Origin of the sequence: Mesobacillus foraminis, from assembly GCF_004340465.1 — a bacterium.
Classification (GTDB): Bacteria; Bacillota; Bacilli; order Bacillales; family Cytobacillaceae; genus Mesobacillus_B; species Mesobacillus_B foraminis.
In genome coordinates, this window is sequence record NZ_SLVV01000004.1 from 151,471 (window position 1) to 171,399 (window position 19,929).

The 19,929-nt window shown below is 41.8% G+C and carries 19 protein-coding genes; 5 read left to right on the forward strand and 14 right to left on the reverse strand.

The genetic code is table 11. The annotated features are described in order from the left end of the window. Positions 1–14 precede the first annotated feature (14 nt). The 10 genes from EV146_RS07595 to EV146_RS07640 all read right to left on the reverse strand — a co-directional run bounded on the left by EV146_RS07595 (position 15) and on the right by EV146_RS07640 (position 8,861). Complete coding sequence (locus EV146_RS07595; RefSeq protein WP_132004168.1) at positions 15–182, reverse strand: Fur-regulated basic protein FbpA; 168 nt, start codon at positions 180–182, stop codon at positions 15–17. Positions 183–242: 60 nt separating this feature from the next. Beyond that, positions 243–791, reverse strand: coding sequence for an NADPH-dependent FMN reductase (gene ssuE / locus EV146_RS07600; protein WP_132004171.1), 549 nt, complete (start codon positions 789–791; stop codon positions 243–245). Positions 792–949: 158 nt separating this feature from the next. Further along, positions 950–1,717 carry an ATP-binding cassette domain-containing protein gene (locus EV146_RS07605; RefSeq protein WP_132004174.1) on the reverse strand — a complete coding sequence of 256 codons (768 nt, stop codon included), beginning with the start codon at positions 1,715–1,717 and terminating at the stop codon, positions 950–952. A gap of 11 nt (positions 1,718–1,728) precedes the next feature. Further along, the gene (gene ssuC / locus EV146_RS07610) at positions 1,729–2,493 is read right to left on the reverse strand and encodes an aliphatic sulfonate ABC transporter permease SsuC (RefSeq protein WP_132004177.1); all 765 of its coding nucleotides are present in this window, start codon (positions 2,491–2,493) and stop codon (positions 1,729–1,731) included. 5 nt (positions 2,494–2,498) lie between these two features. Continuing rightward, on the reverse strand, positions 2,499–3,647 hold the full coding sequence (gene ssuD, locus EV146_RS07615) for an FMNH2-dependent alkanesulfonate monooxygenase (protein WP_132004180.1): 1,149 nt from the start codon (positions 3,645–3,647) through the stop codon (positions 2,499–2,501). A 20-nt stretch (positions 3,648–3,667) separates the two neighbouring features. Continuing rightward, positions 3,668–4,639, reverse strand: a complete 972-nt coding sequence (locus EV146_RS07620; RefSeq protein WP_132004183.1) for a sulfonate ABC transporter substrate-binding protein — start codon at positions 4,637–4,639, stop codon at positions 3,668–3,670. A gap of 216 nt (positions 4,640–4,855) precedes the next feature. After that, a complete protein-coding gene (locus EV146_RS07625; RefSeq protein WP_132004186.1) occupies positions 4,856–5,746 on the reverse strand; it encodes a sulfite exporter TauE/SafE family protein in 891 nt (296 codons plus the stop codon). Positions 5,747–6,096: 350 nt separating this feature from the next. Further along, positions 6,097–7,233, reverse strand: coding sequence for a bifunctional cystathionine gamma-lyase/homocysteine desulfhydrase (locus EV146_RS07630; RefSeq protein WP_132004189.1), 1,137 nt, complete (start codon positions 7,231–7,233; stop codon positions 6,097–6,099). A gap of 2 nt (positions 7,234–7,235) precedes the next feature. Next, positions 7,236–8,159 carry a PLP-dependent cysteine synthase family protein gene (locus EV146_RS07635; protein ID WP_132004192.1) on the reverse strand — a complete coding sequence of 308 codons (924 nt, stop codon included), beginning with the start codon at positions 8,157–8,159 and terminating at the stop codon, positions 7,236–7,238. Positions 8,160–8,222: 63 nt separating this feature from the next. After that, complete coding sequence (locus tag EV146_RS07640; protein ID WP_132004195.1) at positions 8,223–8,861, reverse strand: class I SAM-dependent methyltransferase; 639 nt, start codon at positions 8,859–8,861, stop codon at positions 8,223–8,225. Between the two features lie 305 nt (positions 8,862–9,166). Between EV146_RS07640 and EV146_RS07645 the strand changes: the two genes are divergently transcribed. Continuing rightward, the gene (locus EV146_RS07645; protein ID WP_241993849.1) at positions 9,167–10,528 is read left to right on the forward strand and encodes a PepSY-associated TM helix domain-containing protein; all 1,362 of its coding nucleotides are present in this window, start codon (positions 9,167–9,169) and stop codon (positions 10,526–10,528) included. 13 nt (positions 10,529–10,541) lie between these two features. Continuing rightward, a complete protein-coding gene (locus EV146_RS07650; protein ID WP_132004201.1) occupies positions 10,542–11,000 on the forward strand; it encodes a FixH family protein in 459 nt (152 codons plus the stop codon). A 56-nt stretch (positions 11,001–11,056) separates the two neighbouring features. Here the strand turns inward: EV146_RS07650 and EV146_RS07655 are convergent, their stop codons facing one another. Beyond that, the gene (locus EV146_RS07655) at positions 11,057–12,463 is read right to left on the reverse strand and encodes a cobyrinic acid a,c-diamide synthase CobB (RefSeq protein WP_132004204.1); all 1,407 of its coding nucleotides are present in this window, start codon (positions 12,461–12,463) and stop codon (positions 11,057–11,059) included. Between the two features lie 304 nt (positions 12,464–12,767). On the opposite strand from EV146_RS07655, the gene EV146_RS07660 reads away from it, so the two are divergent. After that, entirely contained in the window at positions 12,768–14,192 is a 1,425-nt protein-coding gene (locus tag EV146_RS07660; protein ID WP_132004207.1) for a Na+/H+ antiporter NhaC family protein, read from the forward strand. A gap of 236 nt (positions 14,193–14,428) precedes the next feature. Beyond that, positions 14,429–14,659, forward strand: coding sequence for a YppF family protein (gene yppF / locus EV146_RS07665; protein WP_132004210.1), 231 nt, complete (start codon positions 14,429–14,431; stop codon positions 14,657–14,659). Between the two features lie 275 nt (positions 14,660–14,934). Here yppF and EV146_RS07670 read toward each other — a convergent pair whose 3' ends face one another. From EV146_RS07670 to EV146_RS07680, 3 genes are all read right to left on the reverse strand, one after another. Next, on the reverse strand, positions 14,935–16,899 hold the full coding sequence (locus tag EV146_RS07670; RefSeq protein ID WP_132004213.1) for an alkaline phosphatase family protein: 1,965 nt from the start codon (positions 16,897–16,899) through the stop codon (positions 14,935–14,937). Between the two features lie 199 nt (positions 16,900–17,098). Continuing rightward, complete coding sequence (locus EV146_RS07675; protein WP_132004216.1) at positions 17,099–18,079, reverse strand: aldo/keto reductase; 981 nt, start codon at positions 18,077–18,079, stop codon at positions 17,099–17,101. A gap of 106 nt (positions 18,080–18,185) precedes the next feature. Further along, a complete protein-coding gene (locus EV146_RS07680) occupies positions 18,186–19,112 on the reverse strand; it encodes an aldo/keto reductase (RefSeq protein ID WP_132004219.1) in 927 nt (308 codons plus the stop codon). 502 nt (positions 19,113–19,614) lie between these two features. Here EV146_RS07680 and EV146_RS27485 point away from each other — a divergent pair. Beyond that, entirely contained in the window at positions 19,615–19,788 is a 174-nt protein-coding gene (locus tag EV146_RS27485; protein WP_181215917.1) for a DUF8096 family protein, read from the forward strand. The last annotated feature ends 141 nt before the right edge of the window (positions 19,789–19,929 follow it).

Genomic DNA, 19,929 nt, shown 5'->3' on the forward strand with positions numbered 1-19,929 from the left:
CGTTCCTCTTTGAATTACCTCATTGCTTTCATCCTGTTTCGCTCATTTTGATATTCCGTTTCAATTTCGGAAAGCGTTAATTCATATAGATGATGTTCGTCTTTTTTATACACTCCTAGCGCTAGTAGCTTTTGGATCAGCTTTTCTTTTCTTCTGGTGACTGCTCTGCTGAGCTGGCCCATCCTCATTCCCCCAATCTCCAGATTTTTGCTATCCCCAATGTTGATCCTTCTCTCTGTCTGTTACTGAATTAATGGTGTACTGATCTTTATTTCCTTGACGAACTGGTCGAGGCCTTTCTTAAGCCGATGTTGTGCTTCCTTTTGTATCGTAAATTGATTTTTCCCTTTCCGTTCAATATGGTGGTCAATCGTAAAGACCCCATTTACAACGTGACTAGCTCCTAATGCGGATAGAACCGGATTTAAGGCATACTCAATTGTCAGCAGATGTCCGAAAGAGCCGCCAATTACCAGAGGGAGGATGATTTTATCCTCTAGGATCTTCTGCGGCATAAGATCGAGGTAGGTTTTCAATATCCCGGAGTAGGATGCTTTGTATACTGGTGTTAACACAACCAGCCCGTCGGAATTCTTGATCATTTTATTCGCTTCATTTATGGCCAGGCTATCAAAATTAGCCGTGATCAGGTCTTCAGCCGGCAACTCGTGAACCTTAATGACTTCACTGGATACGCCTTCTTCCCTAAATACTGTTAAAGCATAATTCAGGATTCCATTAAGGCGTGAATGGTCATTGGGTGCCCCGGTAATAATGGCTACTTTTGGCATAGGTTCCTCTCCTTTTTAATGTCTCTGATTTTTTTGGGAATTTTTTTAAGGGCAGACCTAACGAATGGAGGTTAGGTCTGAGACTTTTAAAATGGTTTTTCGATTATTCATCCCGGTTAACTCGGGATTATTCCGAAGTTATTTACAGGGATCTGGAGTTACATGGAAGTAGAATAGAGTTGATTATCCATAGAATCATTGTTTTCTTTCTCCAGGATAAAGTTTAAAATCCTGCTGACATATTTCATGAATAACGGGTTTTCTCTTTGCCTCGGGTATGGAAGGTTAATTGTCTGAAGCCATGAAATCTCCCCATTTTGTATGACAATGACCCGGTTTGCCAGGGCAACAGCCTCCTCTACATCATGGGTAACTAGGATGGCCGTAAACTTCTTCTCCTTCCATAAATCCTCGATTAACTGATGCATCTCTATGCGGGTTAATGCATCCAGTGCTCCCAATGGTTCATCTAATAACAGGAGTTCAGGCTGGTGAATAAGGGCTCTTGCAAGGGCTACTCTTTGTCTTTGTCCACCTGATAAAACCCCAGGCCAATCTTTCGAACGGTCCAAAAGCCCTACTTGATCCAAAATAGTATGAATTTTATTATGTGAACCTTTTTTTAATCCAAGGCCGACATTTTGTTCAACTGTTTTCCATGGGAGCAGGCGCCCATCTTGAAACATGATTTTCGCTACGGATTTATCTCTTATTGGTTTACCTTTTTGCATTAAACTGCCTGAGCTGGGTTGCTCCAATCCGGCAATCAGCCGAAGGAGAGTGCTTTTGCCGCATCCGCTCTTGCCTACAATCGCCACAAAATCCCCTTTATTCACCTTTAGATTTATATTGTTTAAAACCTGTTGCTGCCCAAAAGTTTTGTGGACACCCGACAGCTCCAGTATTGTCTCTTTCCCTATGTTCACTTTCACTCCTCCTACTTTTGGTAATTGCTATTCCACTTCAGGAACCGTTTTTCAGCCAATTTAGCGGCGACATCAGAGAGCTTTCCAAGTATGGCATACAGCATGATACTTAGGACCACTACATCTAATTGCATAAACTCTCTTGCATTCATCGCCATATATCCAATTCCCGAGTTCGCTGCAATTGTTTCGGCAACAATTAAGGTCACCCATGTAATCCCCAGTGCAAAGCGCACTCCCACTAAAATCGAGGATAGAGCTCCTGGGAAAATTACATGCAGGAATAAACTGAAGCCTTTTAAACCATAAACTTTGCCCATTTCGATTAAAGAAGGGTCAACCGAACGAATCCCGTGAAAGGTATTCAAGTAAATTGGGAAAAAAGTACCCAATGCCACCAAGAACAGCTTTGCCTCTTCCTCAATTCCAAACCACAAAATGACGATTGGAATTAAGGCAAGATGGGGAATGTTCCGAATCATTTGAATGGTTGTATCAAGGATCGTTTCCGCCACCTTCGATAATCCGTTCCATAGGCCGAGTATAAATCCAATCCCTCCACCGATGATAAACCCCCAGAATGCCCGTTTGGAGCTTACACCGATGTCATGCCACAGCTGTCCAGACTGCCCCAGCTCCACCCCTGCTTTAAATATATCCACAGGATTCGGCAAAATCCGGGATGAAATGTAACCTAAAACTGATAAAACCTGCCAGGCAGCCATTAAGAGGATTGGGACGATCCATGGCACCAGCTGTATTAGTCTTTTTTTCATTATACTCACCTGTTTGCCTTTAGACTTTTAGGATAAAGATCGTTCGCGACGATTTCTCCAAATGGACTCACAATTCCAGGAGTCTTGCCTGAAGTGCCGGACTTTTCCAAATCTAGATGAGGGAATAATAATTCTGCTACACGATAGGATTCTTCTAAGTGAGGATAGCCAGATAGAATAAATGTTTCGATTCCTATTTCCTCATACTCTTTCATTCTTTTTGCTACTGTCGCCGGGTCTCCAACTAATGCTGTACCAGCTCCTCCTCTGACTAAACCTACTCCTGCCCATAAATTGGGACTTATCTCTAATTGTTCCTTGCTTCCAGAATGCAATTGGGACATTCTCTTTTGACCTACAGAATCAAATCTGGAAAATACTTTTTGTGAGGAAGAAATTAATTCATCATCCACATATTTAATTAAATCTTCTGCTGCCTGCCAGGCCTCCATTTCGGTTTCCCTTACGATGACATGAAGGCGAATACCAAAACGTAGCGTTCTCCCCTGTTGTTCGGCAAGCTTTTTTACGTGGTTGATTTTTTCCTCGACTTTTGCAGGCGGTTCTCCCCATGTCAAGTAAACATCTACATGCTTGGCCGCAATTTCCTGGCCTATTTGAGATGAACCTCCAAAATATAGCGGTGGATATGGGTCCTGGACTGGAGGATATAATAATTTACCGCCATCTGCCTTTAAATAGCGGCCATCAAAATCCGCTTTCCCAGTTGACAATAAATCTCTCCATATGGTTAAAAATTCATCTGTCAGTTCATAACGTTCGGTATGGTTCAGCTGAAGCCCGTCACCTGCAAGTTCAACGGGATCGCCCCCTGTAACGACATTGATCAGAAGGCGGCCATTTGAAAGACGGTCAAACGTGGAAGCCATTCGCGCAGCTTGTGATGGTGAAGTAAGTCCTGGACGTACAGCAACCAAAAACTTCATTTGGGAAGTAACCGAGATAAGGGAAGATGCTACCACCCAGGCATCTTCGCAGGATCTTCCTGTTGGAAGCAAAGCCCCTGTATATCCCATTGAATCGACTGCCTGTGCGACTTGTTTTAAATAAGGAAGATTCACTTCCCGCCCTCCAGTTGAAACGCCTAAATACCTCGAATCTCCATGAGTAGGAATAAACCAAAAAACCTTCATCTCATTCATCCTTTCTCTCTTTATTTAATGCTTGCATCTTTTACATTTATCTTTTTAGGAATTAATTTAAGGTCATAAAACTGGTCAGCAATCTTTTGCTGATCATTCAGGACTTCTTCTGTTACCTTTTCTAAGCCAAAACTTCTCCTGTTAAGTGTCCTTTCTAGTGTTTCAACGTCCATGCCAATTTGTGGCGCCAGGAACTCAGCTGCTTCTCTTGGGTTTTCGGAAACCCACTTTTCTGTTTTCTTTACCTCTTCGTAAATGATTTCTAGAACATCAGGATTTTTATCCGCAAATGACTTTGATGATAGGAAAAACTCCCTGTTGGCGGCTAATTCTTTCGCATTGGCGATTATCCTTGCATTTGCTGTGAGCTCTGCATCAGCTAAAAATGGATCCCATATGACCCACGCATCGATATCCCCTTTTTCAAATGCAGCCCTTGCATCTGCTGGCGGAAGAAAGGCAGTCTCGATTTCATGGTATTGGATTCCTGCTTCTTCAAGCGCCTTCACAAGTAAGAAGTGAACATTGGAACCCTTATTTAACCCAATTTTTTTTCCTTTTAAATCCTTCAGGCTTTCGATCGATGAATTCTCAGGAACGATAATGGCTTCCCCATTTGGATTCGGTGGTTCATTTGCAAAGTAGACGAACGGTGCTTCCGCAGCTTGAGCAAAGATGGGCGGTGCTTCCCCGGTATGGCCAAAATTAATACTTCCTACATTTAAAGCTTCCAATAATTGAGGACCCGCGGGAAATTCTGTCCATTGAATGGAAAACCCTTTTTTCTTCAAGGTATCATCAAGACTTTTATCCGCTTTTAAAATATTTAAGGTTCCAAACTTTTGATATCCTATATGAATGACTTTGTTATTCTCCTTATCCGGTTCGCTGTTTGCTTTCCCCGACGGCGTTGAACTGCATCCACAAATCATGAAAGCTAATAATGTGCTCATAATAAGGAACATGAAAGAGCGTAACTTCATTCCATCAACCTCCAATTTTTAGTTCGGGAATTTGATAAAACTGCTTTCGGTGATCCGATCAGCACTGACTGCGCCATACATGCATAGCAGGACTGAATATTCCGGTACATCAGGTTGGCGCGGGTAAGGAAGAAGCAATATAAAAAGGCTCTGGGTTTAAGTGTCTAATAGAACACTTAATTCCAGAGCCTCTGGCCTTCCAGTCGGCATATGAATTTATGGATTAATATCCAATTGATTGACAGCTTTATAATTCGTGATTTTTGAAACCGTATAAACGATGGCAACAATCCAGATGAAAGCAATTCCAATATAAACATAGGGGTAAAGTGCAGCGTTATCAATCCAGGTGGTAACCAGAGTTCTGGCATTCACAAGGATAATAAAGCCTCCAACCAGCACTCCCATCAATTGCGCATGAATTTTTTGAACCAGCCATGCCGCAATTGGAGCCGCAATAATGCCCCCGATCATCAAGGCTGCAACCCAGAGCCAGTTCACTTGCTCCCATCCCAGGGAAATCAGGAACCCAAGAGTAGCAGAGACAGCGATGGCAAATTCACTAGTATCAACGGTCCCAACTACTTTGCGGGGACTCATGCCTTTCTTGGATAATAAAACCGGGGTTGCAATTGGACCCCATCCCCCTCCGCCAGTTGCATCCGCAAAGCCTGCAATTAATCCTAAAGGAATCGATTGCTTCCTGCTAAGTGAGATGCCTTTCTTTTCTTCTGAGGGACGGAACTTGAACAAAAATCGGATTAGAACATAAACACCTAATAATAGTAGAAATAAGGATACATATGGCTTTGCCAGGTTGCCTGGTATATTGCTTAAGAAGGTCGCTCCTAAAAAGGCACCAATGGAACCGGGAATTACCAGGCGATAAACGGTCTGTTTATCCACATTCCCAAACTTGATATGCGAAACTCCCGAAGCAGCAGTTGTAACGACTTCGGCAAGATGGACCGAAGCAGAGGCCACTGCCGGCGCGATGCTAAATGCCAGTAAAAGCGAAGATGATGTAACTCCATAAGCCATGCCTAATGCCCCATCGATCAACTGGGCAAGCAAGCCAATAAATGCGAAGATGATTAACTTTTTCATAAAACACACCTCGTAAACAATTTGATTTGGGTTATAAAAAAAGACATAACCCAATTAACGAAAAAAGGTTATGCCTTCGGTGTTCCGATCGGTCATAATATTTTGTTTTTGTTGATTAATCAGATTATAATCCAGACTATCCGCACCAGTCAACTAGGAATTAAAATTTTATAGATTTATATTTTATGATCTTCCTCTCTCTTTACGCTTTTACTCTTTAATCTCTTGATACCCGGGTTATGAACCTATTTTATGAGAGATTGAAACAAAGGGTGTCTTAAAAAAATACTGTCCTTGTAAAAAAAAACAGCACCCTTTAACTTAGAGTATGGAGAGCAAATTTTAGAGAATTAAAGCTTCAATGCCTGTTCTAAATCACCGATTAAATCCTCTATGTCTTCAATTCCTACAGATAGGCGAATTAGCCCGTCCGTGATTCCAAGTTCCTTTCTCCTGGCCGCCGGGATGGAAGCATGGGTCATTAATGCGGGAATGGAAATCAGACTTTCAACAGCACCCAGACTTTCAGCCAGGGTAAAGTAGTTTAGTCTCCTCAACACTTCTTCTGCCTTTTCCTCACTGCCTACATCGAATGATACCATGCTCCCAAAACCCCGAGCCTGTCTCTTGGCGATCTCATGGTTAGGATGATGTTTCAGTCCTGGATAATAGACTTTTAATACGTGTTTATGCCGCTCTAAAAACTTCACGATTTCTTTCGTGTTCTGTTCGTGCTCTTCCATTCGGATTCCGAGTGTTTTCATGCCCCTCAGCAGAAGCCATGAATCTTGAGGTCCAAGGACACCTCCCGTAGAATTTTGTATAAAATGAAGTTTATCACCAATTATTTTATCGTTAACCGCAGCTAATCCGGCAACGACATCACTGTGTCCGCCTAAGAACTTGGTTGCGCTGTGCAGAACGATATCTGCCCCTAATGTTAATGGATTCTGCCAGTAAGGTGTACTAAAGGTATTATCTACAATGGTTAAGAGTCCAAACTGCTTTGCGACAGATGCAGCCCCCGCTATATCTGTAACCTTTAATAAAGGATTCGTAGGCGTTTCAAGGAAAAGAGCTTTTGTATTCCCCTTTATCTCCTTTTCGATATTCCCTAAATTGCTTGTATCAATAAAAGTGGCCTCTAGCCCAAACCTGTTTAAAACCTTGGTCATTAAACGAAAAGATCCTCCGTAAACGTCGTCTGTCAGCAAAATATGATCTCCCTGGCTAAACAGCATCATGATTGCGGACATCGCGGCCATACCTGAACTAAAGGCGAAACCGCGGTCCCCCTCTTCAACATCCTTAATCAATTCCTCCAATGCATGGCGAGTAGGATTCCCAGTTCTGGAATATTCATACCCTTTGGGTCTGCCGGGGCCATCCTGCTTATACGTGCTGACCTGGTAAATAGGCACTGACACTGCACCAGTATGCTCATCCCCAAATATCCCTCCATGTATCAGCTTTGTCTTCTTCTTCATATTTAGATTCCCCCTTGATAAATATTCTTGCTTAAATACCTTTCACTTGAATCAGGAAAAATCACCGCAATATTTGTTTCAGGCTTTGCCTGTTCCGCTTCTATTAAAGCAGCCCTGAATGCCGCTCCGGAGGAACTACCGACCAGCAGACCTTCTTTCATGGCCAGTGCTTTCACCATCGAGAAAGCTTCCTCATCGGAAATCGTGTGGATGGAGTCAAAGTAAGTGTCATCCATGTATGGAGGAAGAAACTCCATTCCAATTCCTTCTATCTTGTGAGGGCCCAGCGGTCCAAGGTTCAATATGGAGCCTTCAGGTTCCACAATTACCGTCTTTATCTCTGGATTCTTTTCTTTTAAAAACTTTGCACTTCCCATGAATGTCCCGCCTGTACCGGCACCTGCTATGAATATATCCACTTTTCCCCGAAGCTGGCTCCATAACTCTGGTCCCAATGTTTTATAGTAAGCTGCAGGGTTTGCAGGATTATGAAATTGCTGAGGGGAGTATGAATTTGGTATTTGGGTTGTTAATTCTTTCGCTTTTTCGATTGCGCCAGCCATACCGAGTTCAGTCGGTGTATTGATCACCTTTGCTCCTAGAGCTTTCATGAGTTCCTGCTTCTCCAAACTGAATTTTTCAGGGACACAGAAGATCACATTAAGCCCCTTGTTTATCGCTGCAAGTGCAATTCCGATACCTGTATTGCCAGCCGTCGGCTCAATTAAAGTCCCGCCTTTTGCTAATTCTCCATTCACAAGGGCTTGCTGAAGCAGTTCGAGACCAAGGCGGTCCTTGATGCTTCCTCCGGGGTTGAGGAATTCCAGCTTTGCATAGATGCGTACACCCCTGGATATGGGAAAATGCTTTATTTCCAGAACAGGGGTCTTTCCGATTAACTCGTGTATACTTTGAACAACCTTCATCTGGCTCCCCTCCGAAATCTGTTTATAAAGGTAGTGATGTTCAGAATTATTTAGTTGAGATGTTTATAGGCTGACAGCTTCAAGAATCCATACATAGCGATTCCGTCGGCTGAAGGTCACTTTGTAATCATTCTTTTCAAACAGTTCCCGTAAAACCGGAATGGTCGTATAATACTCGGTCTCCAAATCCTTTGCCAAGTTAGGAAAACCCGCCAATTTGGCATCTTTTATAGCTTGATTATAGTCGTCCTTTGTCTGAAACATTGTATCTGCAAATACAATCCTTCCACCTGCTTTTAAGATTACTTTGTATTGGGCGATTGCCTTGTTCTTCTCAAAATCAGTCAAGTGGTGAAAAGCATATGTGCTTACGATCGTATCGAATGACAAGGAGTCTGGATAATTTAGGAAGTCTCCGTCAAGTAAGTTCATTTTCCCCTTTAATTTTCCCTCCGCAATTTTCCTCATTGCAGGTGATGGTTCAATCCCTGTAACTTTATTGCCGTTTCTTAGCAGCAGGTCCGTCAAATTGCCTGTTCCCGCCCCAAACTCTAATACATGCCCAAATGAACGCTCCGCCACTGTTTCAAGAATGGACTGGTACCCTCTAAAAACTTCCTGGTACTCTATCGTATTTCCGCCAACTGTACTGTCATAGGAGGAGGCCCATTCATCGAAAACATTAAGAAATTCTCTGCCCAACCTGTTCACCTCGTTTAATTTGATTATTCTTACCTGCATAGTATGATTTATGGGTTGAATGGTGCTCTATCCTTTTTATATGAATCTGTCTTCAATGAACATATAGCGAACCATACACACTCGGGGCAAACCCTTTTATTCTCATGGAAAAATGGAATCAAACATCAGGGGTACAATTATGCTCAGTAGACTGGTAATTCAAATTAAATCGTAATGATTACGAAACTCATTTACAAAAATGCCAACATGCTCTACAATTCTATAAGTAAATCTTTAAAGCTATGTTTATATTAAGGAGATCTATTATGGAAACAGATAAAAGCCAATCATCGGCTAAAACCACCCCCTCTCTTTTTCGAACGATATGGAGGTGGCATTTTTATGCAGGGATTATCATAGCTCCATTCCTGGTGATCCTGTCGGTTACTGGAGGAGTGTATTTATTCAAGCCCCAGATTGAACAGGTACTTTACAAGGACTTTTACCAAGTGCATCCCGACGGGGAAAAAACGTTGGCTTCCCGGCAGTTTGAGGAAGTAAAGAAGCTCTATCCAGAAGGGGTCCTAACAACCTACCGTCCAGGTGAAAAGGCTGATCGTTCCAGTGAGGTAGGGATAAGCCTAAATGGAAAGTCTCTAACTATCTTTATTGATCCGTATACAGCAAAGTTCATAGGCGAGCTAAATAATGATGATAGGATCATGGATAAAATTGAAGAATTTCACGGGGAACTCATGGCAGGCACTCCGGGAGACAGAATTGTTGAATTAGTGGCTTGCTGGGCGGTTGTCCTGATTATCACCGGACTTTATCTTTGGTTTCCAAAGAAGGCCCAGTCGCTTTCTGGTTTGCTCGTACCCAGGTTTAATAAAGGCAAAAGGACTTTCTATAGAGATCTTCATGCGGTACCGGCCTTCTGGATTGCTGCGGGTATGTTCTTCCTGATCATGACAGGCTTGCCATGGTCCGGCCTTTGGGGAACCCAATTTCAAACGCTGGCAACCAATTCAGGGTCCGGTTATCCCCCCTCTGTCTGGGTTGGGGATGCCCCGGTTTCCGGCTTAAAAACAAAAGAAATTGGTGATGTACCCTGGGCAGCAGAGAATTTGGATGTACCGGAATCGAAAATTGAAGGATTTATCACACTTCCCATTGATCATGTGGTTGAAGTAGCGAATCGGGAAGACATTCATCCTTCCTATACAGTTATAATTCCTCAGGATGAGAAAGGTGTCTATACATTATCTGCCTTCCCTCCAAGAGCGCAGGATGAAGCGACCATTCACATTGACCAATACACTGGCGCTGTTCTGGCGGATTACCGGTATGACAACTATGGAACTCTAGGGAAAATAGTTGCCTGGGGGATTACACTTCATAAAGGAACACAATTTGGGTTCCCTAACCAAATCATCAGCCTGGTCATTTGCATTGGCATTGTATTTGTTTCGTTGAGCGGTTTCTATTTATGGATTAGACGAAAACCGAAGGGTGAACTTGGTGCGCCCCGGGCTCCAAGAATTCTAAAAAAGAAATTCTTTTTACTACTGATCATTATATTGGGAATCTTATTTCCGCTAGTGGGCTTATCCCTCATTGGGGTTTGGCTCCTGGATTTGATGATTATTCAAAAAATACCTGCAGTCAAAAAATTTATGAATGCTTAGGAAGTTAATTGCCATGAAGAAACTAATCTATTTGCCATTTATACTCTTGTTACTCAGTGCCTGCGTCCAGTTAAAGGATACAGCTGCAACCCTATATGAAAAAGAAAACCCTATAGAAATCAGGATTGAACTACCTGACTCCATTTCAAAAAGGAAACAGATAAAAATAACAGCGGTGCTGACACAGGATCAAACAACCATTGAAAAGTTCGTGCACTTTCAAATTTGGAAATCAGATGATTCTGTAAATTATGGGATGGAAGAGGCCATAAATGAAGGAATGGGAAGATACAGTATTTCAAAACAATTTGACACAGACGGACTTTATTATATAAAAGTTCATGCCGGCAGCAATGATTCAATCATCATGCCACAATATCGGATTGTTGTGGGAGATCTAACAGAACAGGATTTGAAGATCCTGCAAGAAGGACAGAACAGGCAAAATTCCATGCACGAACATCACCACTGAGCTTAAGTTGATATGCAAAGGTGAATGAAAGTAAAGGGGCGTATCGTAACGCCCCTTTATTTTTTGGAGATTTTATTTTGCAGACTTTCATTTAAACTCTTTTTATAAGTCCGACACTCTTTTATCCAGTTTTTGACCATCCCGGGGCAAGAACCAAAATGAAAATGAGTGTATCCAGCCACCAAATTGCCCTTCAGATACCCTTCTTTCTGGATGCCGCGCATTCCTTTTGATTCGTATGCTGGATGAAACGATCCATTGGGATGGAACGTAGAATAATGAAATTCATGACCTCTCGCTTTCAGGTTTCCCGAAAAAAGAAAATTTCCGCTTTCACCGGTTACTTCCCGGTAACCTAAAGCTGCCAGCTTCGTTTGCATTTTAACCACTCCCGGAATGATCCCTACCATACTAAAGCTTTCTTTACTGGTTGTTTCAATTGCATCATTTAAAAACATAAATCCCCCGCATTCCGCAAGTGTGGGAAGACCGCGGTTAATACCCGTTCGAATTGAATTCTTTACACCTTCCTGTGCAGACAGTTCTCTTGCAAACTCCTCAGGAAAGCCGCCGCCTATATAGAGCCCATCTGCATAATCTGGCAAAACCTCCCCTTTCAACGGAGAAAACTCCACAATTTCGGCACCGTACTCTTTAAGCATTTCAAGGTTTTCTTCATAATAGAAATTAAAAGCAGCATCTCTGGCCACTGCAATACAGACATTCGATTCCTCAGGAACCGGCAGAAGAGGCGGTTCAAGGCTGGCATCCAAATCAGGAGCCTCCGCCAATTGATACAGACGGTCTACGTCTATTGAATTAAGCACCATTTTTCCAAGTTCATCAAAAAATGAATCCAGCTCCCCACGTTCCACAGAAGGAATAAGGCCCAAATGTCTTTCCGGTATTGAAATGTTATCATTCCTGGAAAGATACCCAACAACAGGTATTCCGCACTCCTGTTCAACTGCCTTTTTTATTAAGGTAAAATGGCCTTCACTGCCAACCTGGTTCGCAATCACGCCGACGATATTTGTTTCCTCCCAAAAAGTTTGAAAACCTTTGACAATTGCCGCTGCGCTTCTTGCCATGCTGGAACAGTCTACCACTAGCACCACCGGAGACTTGGTAAGCACACTAATTTCCGCAGTAGTCCCTTCATTTGTGGCAGGGTCCTTTCCATCAAATAATCCCATAACGCCTTCGATGATTGAAATGTCTGCCCCTTCGCTGTTTTTCGCCGCAATATCACTAACCATTTCACGAGGTAACATCCAGCTGTCAAGACTTCTGGAAACACGTCCTGTTACGGCTGTATGGTACGTAGGATCAATATAATCAGGGCCGCATTTAAACCCCTGGACACAAAAACCTTTCCTTTTTAAAGCTGCCATCAGGCCGATGGTCAGTGTTGTCTTCCCGACTCCACTGCCTGTTCCGGCAATTACAAGCCTCCGTTGCATCTCATTTCTCCCTTCAATATGAATGACCTTTGTACTCTCTTAAACTATTAGCTCCTATATTAGCTGAAGGATAATGACTTTACAATTAAGATCTTACTTGATAATTGGTTAAGGGAACCATTTATCATGCCCATCTATAAAAAATGTGCACAACGAAAAAATCGCTTAAGCGGAGGATTTATACGGACCATATTTCAATCAGGAACCAGAGTTTCTGCAGTAGTTATTAATAGAATTCACCTGTTAAGACAATAATAAAATAATTAATCTTACGTAATAGCTGTAAAGGCAGGAGTGAATTTCTTTGGAACATGCATGGCTATCTTTAATGCCTTTTATCATCGTTATTTCAATGTCAATCTGGCTGAAGAATATTTTGCCCGGACTTGTTGTAGGACTGTTGGTTGGCTCCTTTATTGTAAAGCCTGATCTAATGGACGGCCCATTCCAATCAGTATCCTATATCGTTGCAACATTATCAGATGAAACCAATATAAAAATTATCGCTTTTCTTTATATTTTTGGCGGCCTGGTTGGGATGATGAATATCTCAGGAGGAATCAAGGGATTTTCTGAATGGGTTGGTACAAAGATCAAGACAGAACGGGGATTGCTGATTCTTATCTGGCTGACTCTCCCTTTTACCTTTATGATGCCAATGTTCCGAATTATGATGATTGGGCCTGTGGTCAAGACCCTCATAAAAAAATTACAATTGCCAAAACAAAAGGTCGGACTGACAATGGATATTTCCACAGAATCCGTTATTGTTCTATTGCCAGTTGCCACAGCATTTGTGGGGTTTATGGTTTCCTTGGTAGAGGGAGGCATTCGGGAGTTACAGCTGGACATATCTCCCTATCAGGTATTCTTGCTTAGCATTTTGTTTAATTTTTTTGCCATTGTCATGCTGGTGATAGGGATCATTCAAACGTTTTGGCATTCTGCCAGCAAAACTAAGGACAGCAATCAGGCACAAGATCATTCAGAGGATCAGGAACATGAATTTCATCGGGCTGGAATTAAAAAAGAGTTATCCTTAGTGAAAGCCCAGCCCTGGAATCTTATTGTCCCTGTTATCTTGTTATTAGGGTCCTCCCTATTCTTGTTATGGAAAGATGGAATAGACAAAGGTGCGCAGACAATCTTTGAAGCTTTTTCTGAAGCGGACGCCACCTTCGTCATGCTGTTAGCTGTATTCATCACCATTGTATTATCTTTTGTTCTTTACATATTCAGGCGGCAGCATATGAATGAAATTCTATATCATTTCTACGATGGCGGAAACCAGATGATGGAGGCAATAAGCCTTCTTATCTTGATTTGGGCATTAACACTTTCTGCAGAAGATCTGGGGTTCTCTACATTTATCAGTTCGACACTGGGATCTTTCCTGCCCGCTGTACTAACCCCCGCAACCATATTCCTGCTTGGTTCGGTCGTCGGTTACTTTATAGGTTCATCGTGGGGGACTTGGGGATTATTTATGCCATTAGGAATGACTTTGGCTGTTTCCACCGGTGCATCGATTCCTTTAACAGTTGGTGCAGTTTTTGCAGCCGGGGCCTTTGGAGCATTGACTTCCCCATTGGGGGACACAACCATTACAACTGCATCCATCCTTGATTTGCATATTGTGGATTACGCACGATATAAATTGAAAATCTCCGTTATCGGTGCTTCTATATCCCTCATCCTTTATTTTGCAGCTGCCTTCTTTATCACGTAAATAGGTTGCATATGACTGCATTTTTTGAATATAAATAAGGAACAAAACTTGCTCGCTAGAAAAATTGCGGGCTCTTACAGCATGACTTACTTTTTTTCTTTTAGTGATGATATAGGTTTATGTAGAAATGTGTCGGAAATTTGAATTTTCTTATAATAAGGGTATCAGAAATCACATGGTATACTGATAACTGTAAGCGTTTCCATAGTTGATTAACCTTGAAATGGAGGAATTATATGTTATTTGAAGAATTAATTCATCGTTTTCAGCTAGAGAAAAACCAGCCGCCAAGCCATGCAAATGAACTCTTGGATTTTATTCAAAAAAGCTATATTCAACGCGAACTGTCCATTGTTGAATACAAAAAGCTTTATTCAGAACTGAATAACCGGAATGCAGAAAAACCGCAATCTTATATGTTTAATTTAAATCATGCAAACTTACAGAAAATTAATATTCCAGGTTAAGGGACATGCTGGTCTCCCTTAAAATTAACGTTTAACTATTGTCAGAAGGAGTTCTCAGGCTGTGTTTGGGGCTCCTTCTTTTATTTGCGTTAAGATGTAAGGTTAATCGTACCTCTTTTATATCTCGAGGGCATATTCATATCCCTTTGTGTTTGAGGCAACAACGGACTCGCACCTTGAAAACACTGGAAAGAAAAAGTAGAGTATGGAACTAAAGCACAAAGGCAAGAGGACCCTTCCAAAGGATCCTCTTTCTGAAATCAGTTTATTATCGGTTATCTCTTTTCTGTTAATTCCTTGATCTTTTCGCCTTCTACAAAATCGGGTGTTTCCAGGCCAAGAATATCATAAATGGTTGGTGCAATATCTAGATTGGAGATCGGCTGGATCTGTTCCCCCTCTGGAAATTCCGGTCCCATTGCGATAAAAACAGCTTTTAATTTTTCACGGTCCGGGTTTCCTCCGTGAGTTCCCAGTTCTACTGCAGGTTTGACAGTCTCAGACATCCCATTTCCCATGATATATCCGGGAGCAGCCATTAACAAAATGTCACCTATATTGTGATCCTTCCTGATAGCTGTTCCTTCTTTCGGGATGGGCTTTACCATTTCATAAGGATGTACTCGCAAATTCAGGATATGGCTGTAAAGATCCGTTGCGCTCTCTTTGAATGCATTTAGTGATAATCCCTCATTCCGAATGCTGCTCCATAGTTCACCTAGATGATGAGAGATTAACGGCCCATTGACATTCCTGGTGACTTCTATATCTTTGAAAACATTCATAATTTCATCCCGAACCTGCTGGTAGTCCCCTTTAGGAACAATTCCGCCCTTTTCCCTTGACTCAAGGTTAATGTAAATATGAGCCGCTGAACCACTGGGAATGGCAATCGCCTTGGTCTTATTTAACAGCACTTTGCCTTTTTCATCTGTTACAAGCAAACCATGATCTTTTAAAATTTTATTAGGTTCTAGCGTTGAATGTGCAGGCTCCATTCCATGATCGGAAACAATAAACAAAGTATCGTTCTTATCCATGGCATGGATCGTTTTGCCTACAACATCATCTGCCGCTTGATAGGCCCATTCAATATATTTTTGATACTTTTTAGACTTTTCCGCGGTGTATCCAGGCTGTCTTGGATCTGATAATAAATACAGGTGTTCCTGATGATCGATTTGCGGAGCATAAAACATCAATAGGTCAGGCTGATATTCCTCCTTAATAAACAGGGATACATCTGTTACCCAGTGTACAAATCGTTCAGAAATCTCTTCATATTCCTTTCTGGAAATCCACCCTTTTTCCAGAGCTCTATCATCATCCTGAGGGGGAAAAACTCCAAATCTCTCCCTAATATTTTCCCGGAAGCCCTCGGGACCATCAATTTGACCTGAGGTAACCCCGGATCGGTACATGTTCACTTTCTCTTCTAATCGAGGGTCTTTTGGAGCAAATCTGAACCATGTTCCAGCGGCCTGGTTCCCTTTTATCGTAAAAGTGAGAGAACCCCATTTCCCTTTTTTTGTTTTTTTGCTCACTTTATGTATCTCTTTCCTTTCAGACACAATAAATTGATCATAATTCACCTTTTCATCGTCTGTTGAATCCACAGCCAGAACATAAAAGGTATGATGTTTTTGATTTTTTATTTGAATATCGAAATACGACTCCTTTAAAGGACTGTAGGTCCTTGGGGCGTTTTTCCATTCAGATGCCTTTCTGAATTTAAGTGTTTCTCCACTGCTTGGAGACCAAGTATCTCCGTAATAAATCGTATAGTCCCCCTGTTTGCCCGTGGTTGGATTGGCTCCTGCAAAGGCAACGGTAGCGGTCGTTTTACCTTGTTTTCTAGCTTCCACCCATAAGGGGTCCACTTCGAGTTCACTTGAAAATGCATTTTCTTTATTAGTCAGTGCTGCGTTCGGTTCTTTCCAAGCATTGCTTACGATGGATGTTTTCAAGGGAGTCGCCCCTGTAGCTATAGCAGCATGTGATGGGGCTGTAAGAGATGGACTAATCGTTTTTGCATATTTTGCCATCGAACCCTCATCCGTCATTTTTTTTATGTTAGGCAGTTTTCCTTCTTTTACATACTTCCTTGTCAAATCGTTTCTCATCCCATCAAACGAAATGAGGATGACTTGCTCCTTGTCTTCTGCAAGGACCCCCTTTTCTTGCATTCCTGTCGTACATAAAATAATTAGACTTAGTATAGTGAATATTCTTGTTGTCATAAGCGCTCCCCTATCAATGTTGTACCTAGTGTTTTACCTGTTTTAAAAGTTTCTAAACCTTGGAAGTACTTTTCGGCCGGATATAAAAGCAAAAAAAGATCAGCCTGAAAAGCTGATCTCTTGGTAGGAACGGTGTTCTTTTACCTGCAAAGGGAAGTTCATATTAATGATAATAAAAAGCTGATCACATATTTTCAAACTAAGCAAAGCCTAGGACTGGATGCGGTACATAAGGTTCTTCCAGGAAAGAAACCTCTTCCAATGACAATGTAATTCCTAAAGCAGCTACTGCATCCTCCAAATGAGAGATTTTGGTCGCTCCAATGATCGGTGCCGTAACCGGTTTTTTTTGGAGTACCCAGGCAAGCGCAATTTGTGCTCGAGGAACACTTCGTTCCTTGGCCAATTGTGCTACCCTCTCAACGACAGCCTGATCTGCTTCTGCTGTGGCTGAATAGAGTTGTTTGCCAAATTCGTCCAATTCGGATCGAGCTGTGGTTGCTTCCCAATCCCTTGTCAGCTTTCCTCTTGCCAATGGACTCCAAGGGATCACCCCAACATTTTCTTCCCTGCAAAGCGGAAGCATTTCCCTTTCCTCTTCACGATAAAGAAGGTTTAAGTGGTTTTGCATGGAGATAAAACGTGTCCAGCCATTTTTTTCGGCAATATGCTGCGCCTTAAGGAACTGCCATGCAAACATCGACGAGGCACCGATGTATCTCGCCTTCCCAGCTTTTACTACATCATGTAATGCTTCCATCGTTTCTTCAATGGGAGTATTGTAATCCCAGCGGTGGATCTGATAAAGATCGACATAATCAGTTCCCAGCCTTCTAAGGCTGTTGTCTATTTCAGTCATGATCGCTTTGCGGGAAAGACCAGCACCGTTTGGTCCATTGTGCATCCTGCCATGAACTTTTGTTGCAAGCACAATTTCATTCCGATTGGCCATTTCTTTTAGAGCACGGCCGACAATTACTTCACTTGTACCTTCGGAATACACATTGGCTGTATCAAAGAAATTAATTCCACGATCAAGAGCCTTTTTTATCATTGGGCGGCTTTCTTCTTCGTCAAGCACCCACTTGTGATTTCCTCGTTCAGGAACACCGAAGCTCATACAACCAAGACAAAGGCGTGATACCTCCATGCCTGTATTGCCCAATTTTACATAGTCCATTGCCTGTCCACCCTCTTCCGGATATATTTTTTGCATGATTTGGTTGGTTGAGTCTTATTGTTGCTTAAGCGAATATTTTCTATATTGTACTTTTGCCCTATTTTCCTTACTTGAAAATTTCATCAATTTGTTGAATTTCTTCTATTGTTAGCTGTACTTCGAGGGTTTTTAAATTATGAAGGACCTGATCAGCTCTCTTGGCACCGGGAATGATCACATCAATGGCTTCACATGTTAAGTACCAGGCAAGAACAACGTGGGAAACTTCTGCCCCCTTTGCTTCAGCAATTCCCCGCAATTTTCCAACTTTCCCAAGTGTCTCTTCGAAGAGTTCTCTTTCAAAAAACTTACCGCGTTTTTCCGCCAAGTTTGTATTCTTGTTATACTTTCCTGTCAATAACCCTGATGCCAGCGGGAAATAAGGAATAAATGAGATTTGTTGATCTACTGAATAAGGAAAGAATTCATTCTCGGCTCCTCTGTTCAATAAATTGTACTCCCCCTGATAGACATCAACATATCCATCCTTATTCGCTTCCTTCAGTTGATCAATCGAAAAATTGGATACACCGATGGCCCGAATTTTCCCTTCATCCTTCAGTTGCTTCAGAGCCCCGACAGCTTCATCCTTTGGCGTGTCCTGATCGGGAAAATGTATGTAGAATAAATCGATATAATCCGTCTGAAGACGCTTTAAGCTTTCCTCCACTGATTGTTTTAAAAATGCCGGCGAGTTGTCCTGCACGATTTCTTGCCCAACAAATTTATGGGAGGCTTTTGTAGCAATCACAATTTCCGACCGGTTTCCTCTGTCTTTCAAGACTTCACCAATAATTTCCTCGGAGCGTTTCGGACCGTATATAAAGGCAGTGTCCAAGAAATTGATTCCATTGTCCAATCCTGACTGAACTAATTTTCCCCCTGCCTGTTCATCCAGGTTGGGAAAAAGATTATGTCCGCCAACTGCATTGGTACCCAGGCCAATGGGATTAACGTAGAGATCTGTCTTCCCAATTTGGGTTTTGTTCACCATTTATAACCGACTCCTTTCTTTTCCTCTCTTTATCATAACAAAACCGGGAAAATAAAAGAAAAGACAAGACTTCTGAATTATTAAATTATTAAATGCGAATTTGTGAACATTTATTACGATAGAATCTAGGATATTAACCGATTTTGCTCAATTTGTCATTGCCTTGATAAATGAGTAATAGACAGTAGAGCAAACTACTTCAAAACGCGGCATAGAATGGAGGTTCAAAGCCCTGCCGCTCTTCAACTGTTCTTCATGTATCCTTCTTTTTTCCGCCAATGTCGGTGCTTGTTCTTGAATCTTTTAAAAAATTCGGTGGCATATTTTTCGGGATTTTTTCTAAATTCTTGTCTAGGAATCCTTTACACGCTTTCACTTCCCATTCAATTTAAACAAATAAATTAACATACGTTTTTCATGTATTAAAAAGCTGGCTCGTATCTTCTTTTTTAATAGCTTGTGGTAAGATTATAACTAGAATTTTATTTAAGGAGCAATCTGCATGGAGAATGAAAAAATAGAATATGATTTAGAGAAAGTTTATGACTATAATGAATATCCGGATAAGGTCAGTGGCAGGTGCGACAATTGCGGAAATGCTTTGTTCAATAGCTCTGTTAAAGATTATGTATACCTAAGAGAGTGCCGCCAATGCGGGATGAAAAAACGGATTTAGCCCTGGTTTCCTCAGGGTTTTTTTAAAAAAGTTGGCCAGCCAAGAATCGTCCTCGTCATTATCCAGTCCAAAAACATAAAAGCAGGCAGAGGCTATTGCATCAAACAAGATGTTTATTAAAGGACAGAATTTACCTGTACT

What these genes read in the sequence shown, in the direction of transcription:
- EV146_RS07595 (WP_132004168.1), bottom strand. Translation starts at nt 182, where the DNA reads ATGGGCCAGCTCAGCAGAGCAGTCACCAGAAGAAAAGAAAAGCTGATC.
- ssuE (WP_132004171.1), bottom strand. Translation starts at nt 791, where the DNA reads ATGCCAAAAGTAGCCATTATTACCGGGGCACCCAATGACCATTCACGC.
- ssuC (WP_132004177.1), bottom strand. Translation starts at nt 2,493, where the DNA reads ATGAAAAAAAGACTAATACAGCTGGTGCCATGGATCGTCCCAATCCTC.
- ssuD (WP_132004180.1), bottom strand. Translation starts at nt 3,647, where the DNA reads ATGAAGGTTTTTTGGTTTATTCCTACTCATGGAGATTCGAGGTATTTA.
- EV146_RS07620 (WP_132004183.1), bottom strand. Translation starts at nt 4,639, where the DNA reads ATGAAGTTACGCTCTTTCATGTTCCTTATTATGAGCACATTATTAGCT.
- EV146_RS07625 (WP_132004186.1), bottom strand. Translation starts at nt 5,746, where the DNA reads ATGAAAAAGTTAATCATCTTCGCATTTATTGGCTTGCTTGCCCAGTTG.
- EV146_RS07630 (WP_132004189.1), bottom strand. Translation starts at nt 7,233, where the DNA reads ATGAAGAAGAAGACAAAGCTGATACATGGAGGGATATTTGGGGATGAG.
- EV146_RS07635 (WP_132004192.1), bottom strand. Translation starts at nt 8,159, where the DNA reads ATGAAGGTTGTTCAAAGTATACACGAGTTAATCGGAAAGACCCCTGTT.
- EV146_RS07645 (WP_241993849.1), top strand. Translation starts at nt 9,167, where the DNA reads ATGGAAACAGATAAAAGCCAATCATCGGCTAAAACCACCCCCTCTCTT.
- EV146_RS07650 (WP_132004201.1), top strand. Translation starts at nt 10,542, where the DNA reads ATGAAGAAACTAATCTATTTGCCATTTATACTCTTGTTACTCAGTGCC.
- EV146_RS07655 (WP_132004204.1), bottom strand. Translation starts at nt 12,463, where the DNA reads ATGCAACGGAGGCTTGTAATTGCCGGAACAGGCAGTGGAGTCGGGAAG.
- yppF (WP_132004210.1), top strand. Translation starts at nt 14,429, where the DNA reads ATGTTATTTGAAGAATTAATTCATCGTTTTCAGCTAGAGAAAAACCAG.
- EV146_RS07670 (WP_132004213.1), bottom strand. Translation starts at nt 16,899, where the DNA reads ATGACAACAAGAATATTCACTATACTAAGTCTAATTATTTTATGTACG.
- EV146_RS07675 (WP_132004216.1), bottom strand. Translation starts at nt 18,079, where the DNA reads ATGGACTATGTAAAATTGGGCAATACAGGCATGGAGGTATCACGCCTT.
- EV146_RS07680 (WP_132004219.1), bottom strand. Translation starts at nt 19,112, where the DNA reads ATGGTGAACAAAACCCAAATTGGGAAGACAGATCTCTACGTTAATCCC.
- EV146_RS27485 (WP_181215917.1), top strand. Translation starts at nt 19,615, where the DNA reads ATGGAGAATGAAAAAATAGAATATGATTTAGAGAAAGTTTATGACTAT.